The organism is Pseudomonas inefficax (assembly GCF_900277125.1).
Lineage (GTDB): Bacteria > Pseudomonadota > Gammaproteobacteria > Pseudomonadales > Pseudomonadaceae > Aquipseudomonas > Aquipseudomonas inefficax.
This window is the reverse complement of sequence record NZ_OPYN01000146.1, coordinates 1-1,436: the sequence shown is the minus strand read 5'-3', so window position 1 is coordinate 1,436 and position 1,436 is coordinate 1. Positions and strand designations below refer to the sequence as shown.

The window sequence follows — 1,436 nt, the reverse complement described above, 5'->3', positions numbered from 1 at the left end:
GAGCAGCCCACCAGCAAAGTGTTCTCGGAGCCGGCCATGAGCCAGGAACAGGCGCTTTCGTACCTGGTACTGGGGCGGCCTCTGGGCGCCTCCGGCGAAGACAACAACATGCTCGCCGAGGCGGCATTGGGCCTGGGCCTGGCGGGAAGCGCGGGCATCACCGGCAGCCTGGCCTCGAGCCTGGGCATCGACGACTTCCAGCTGGACACCGAAGGTTCGGGCAATACCACCAGCGTGGTCGCCAGTGGCAACCTCACCGAAAAATTGAGCCTGCGCTACGGGGTGGGGGTGTTCGAGCCCGCCAACACCATTGCATTGCGCTACAAACTTAGCAAAAAGGTGTATCTCGAGGCTGCCAGCGGGCTGGCCAGCTCGCTGGACATCTTCTACAAGCGCGACTTCTGAGCCTGCGCGGCGGCTGTCAACGCACGGTGGCCGCCTCGATGTACTCATTGGTATCGGGCGAGGGCGGCGGGCTGGGGGCGCGTACCGGGATGATCAGGCTGGTGTATTCCTCGATCAGCCGATTGTGGGCCTCCGGTGGCTCGCTGGCCTGGAACTGCATGCGGATCTGCACTTCATCGGGGTCACGGTTGTCGCCCTGACGGCCCTGGCCGCCGATGGTGACCTTGAAGCTCGCCGCCTTGTTTTCGCCTGCGGTCATCAGTGCCTGCTGTGCTTCGGTCCCTTTGACCCTTACCGAAAGGTCGACCTGCATGCGCTCGAGGGCCAGGCCCTTGGGCGACACCAGCGCGAACAGCGGCACGCGCATGATGTGCTGGCCGTCCATGGCCACTTCGACCATCTTGGCTTTCATGGGGCCGCCCAGCACCTCAGTGTCGCACTCGAAGAACTGGTCGAACAGGTTGATGTACTGTTGCGCGATCAGGCTGTTGGTAGCGCTGGCCGCTTCCTGCAGGCCACGGGTGATTTCGCGCAGGTCGATGGAAGTCATTGGGGCGGGGGATTTATCCAATGGTTCGACTCCTCAGGCCAGGTGGTGCCCCCTGGTCAGGGGGGCTGTTCGGGGCGGGGAGGTACGTCTCAAGGGGTTTCGATGCCAAGGGCCGGAGCCCTGGCGGCCGCAGGGTGCTTCAAGGTATCGGCCTGGGAAATCACGTCCTCGCTGTCCAGTGTGGCGGTCTTGACCACGGTCGGCTTTGTCGCGGCGTCGGTCAGGAAGTCGATTACCCGCATCATCGCCTCAGGTGGATCCTGGCGCTTCAAGGTGGTGTTGAAGGCATAGCGGGCGCGGGTGTCTGTCTTGCGGGTTTGCGTGGAGTTGTGGCTGAAGCTGCCTGTCACGTTGAGCCTGAACGGCCCCGAGCCGAACGATCCGGTTGCAGCGGCGCTCATGTACTTGCTGGCCACATCTTACGAAATCTGGTTGATGAACAGCTCGACCTCGACATTACCTTCTTCGATGGAAATGTTCG

2 protein-coding genes and 1 pseudogene are annotated in these 1,436 nt (G+C 62.8%); 1 reads left to right on the top strand and 2 read right to left on the bottom strand.

The window, feature by feature from the left end:
* The coding region (locus JV551A3_RS16405; protein ID WP_205125952.1) for a translocation/assembly module TamB domain-containing protein at positions 1 to 405 on the top strand (405 nt) is incomplete at its 5' end.
* 16 nt (positions 406 to 421) lie between these two features.
* Here the strand turns inward: JV551A3_RS16405 and JV551A3_RS16400 are convergent.
* Both JV551A3_RS16400 and JV551A3_RS16395 read right to left on the bottom strand, forming a co-directional pair.
* Entirely contained in the window at positions 422 to 976 is a 555-nt protein-coding gene (locus JV551A3_RS16400) for a DUF2589 domain-containing protein (RefSeq protein WP_133978930.1), read from the bottom strand.
* Between the two features lie 68 nt (positions 977 to 1,044).
* Positions 1,045 to 1,436, bottom strand: a pseudogene (locus JV551A3_RS16395) (DUF2589 domain-containing protein); the annotation flags it as partial.